Raw genomic sequence first — 1742 nt, 5'->3', positions numbered from 1 at the left:
ACTGGAAATCTGGGCGGGCAAACTCCGTCTCAAAAGGTAAGCAGATTCCTGTTGACGCGATCGTCCGCTTCTACCAGGGAGAGTGGCTGGCCAAATCCCAGAATGGCAATGGATGGAAATGGCTCTTTGCGCAAGGCAAGACTCCCGTCACAAATCCCGCAAGCGCGCTCCTCACCGAGAGCAAGCGGTTCCCGCTCATCTGGAACTATCTCTCGTCAGACATGAGCACCTGGCGGAAGCTGCTTCCGGAATCGTGTGATCCGAGAGATACAAAATGGGAAGCCGGAGACGACTGGGTACTGAAGCTCGCCTACTCGAACACCGGTGACGAGGTCCACATACCCGAGCTGATGAATCGAGAAGCATGGAACGTCGCGCGTCGCATGATCAAGAAAGATCCAGCGCGCTGGATTGCACAACGACGCTTCCACGCGTTACCCATCAATTCGGATCTTGGCCTGGTATATCCATGCATCGGCGTCTACGTCATCGACGGACGCGCAGCCGGAGCCTACGCAAGAGTTGCCACGAAGCCGGTGATCGACTACGCGGCCATGGATGCCGCTTTGCTGATTCACGAGGCAGCCAATCTCGAATAAAGAGGAGATTCAGAATAGAAGACATCAGGATAAAGAGGAGATACACCCTTGAATAAAGACGCGGTTCACCGCGTCTGGGCCCCGTCCGAGGCGGTGTGGTCCCGGTGGGTAAAGCCCGTCCTGTTCGCATTTGCCGACAGCGTCCTGGAAGCACCCACGGCTGGATCTGAGCGCCTCCAAACTGCTGCGCGGATCCAAACTGGTTGGCTTCCCAGTTCGGGATCTTATGCCATCGTCGTCGATGTTCCTGGAGAAGAAGGCGTAATGTACGGCCTTGAACTAGCGCGCCGCCGATATCGCCCAATCCCTCTCTACAACGCGCTCCCTTTTCCGCTGAACGAAAAGTTGACGCCGCCTCAAGCGCGATCCACAACGACCGTGGAGGTAACGCCGATCCTGGCTGCGATCTGCCGCGAAACTGCTACCCTCAAGAAGATCCACCTGTCTCCAGCCGCCCCTCCGGCATTTCTTCTGGATGCAGACCGGCGCATCGCCCGCATCGATCCCGAGCCTGGAATCTTCGACAATCGTTCCGTCTCCTTCGAGACCGACTTCCCTTCCGCAGACTTCCTGCTCGCGCATGCCATCGGCAGTGTGATCGTCCTGCAAAAGGACTCGGACATCGCCGGCGACTTAGCGCAAACCCTGCTTTCATGGCAACGAGGCGGCGTACACATCTTCCTAAAACGAATCGGCGACGCCACTTCTCCGCGCTCAGTCGTCGTGCAGCCACCGTCTTTGCTGCGTCGTCTCTGGTATCGCATCAGCGTCGCGCTCAGCCTCCGACGAGGCGAACTCGGCGCATTCGGTTCCATCGTGCCGTCGGCTGGCTGATCTCAGTCGTGGCGTTCTGAAGGCGTAATATTTTTCAGGGTGGGCCCTCTAATTGCGCCGGCGGGTGGCAAGCCTTCCCTGTTTGTATTCGGGCGGGTGGCTCAAGCTCACTGATAGCTCGCTATATGGCGAGCAGTAACCATGAAATCGCGCTCTTTGTTTAGGTATTCATGCATGAACCATCAGGCTCTCAGGCTATCCCCTTTCGGTTCCGCACATTCACGCGCACTCTAAACAACGAGAACAGCTCCTGGTCGGAAATGTTGAATTCATTGCCGCACGCGTAATTCGTTTCGCGTAATCGCGTAC

Annotated in this window: 2 protein-coding genes and 1 pseudogene (1 of these 3 running past the window's edge); all 3 read left to right on the top strand. The window is 57.1% G+C overall.

Translation table 11 applies throughout. The annotated features are described in order from the left end of the window. Positions 1 to 40, top strand: a pseudogene (locus DMG62_02315) (hypothetical protein); it begins 587 nt to the left of the window's first position. Further along, on the top strand, positions 1 to 599 hold a 599-nt coding region (locus DMG62_02310), incomplete at its 5' end, for a hypothetical protein (protein PYY24595.1). The pseudogene DMG62_02315 and the gene DMG62_02310, both read left to right, overlap by 40 nt. Positions 600 to 647: 48 nt before the next feature. Then, a complete protein-coding gene (locus tag DMG62_02305; GenBank protein PYY24420.1) occupies positions 648 to 1433 on the top strand; it encodes a hypothetical protein in 786 nt (261 codons plus the stop codon). Positions 1434 to 1742: the final 309 nt, after the last annotated feature.

The sequence above is a fragment of the Acidobacteriota bacterium genome, from assembly GCA_003225175.1.
Classification (GTDB): Bacteria; Acidobacteriota; Terriglobia; order Terriglobales; family Acidobacteriaceae; genus Gp1-AA112.
The sequence above is the reverse complement of the archived record's forward strand: the minus strand, read 5'-3'. Positions and strand labels throughout refer to the sequence as shown.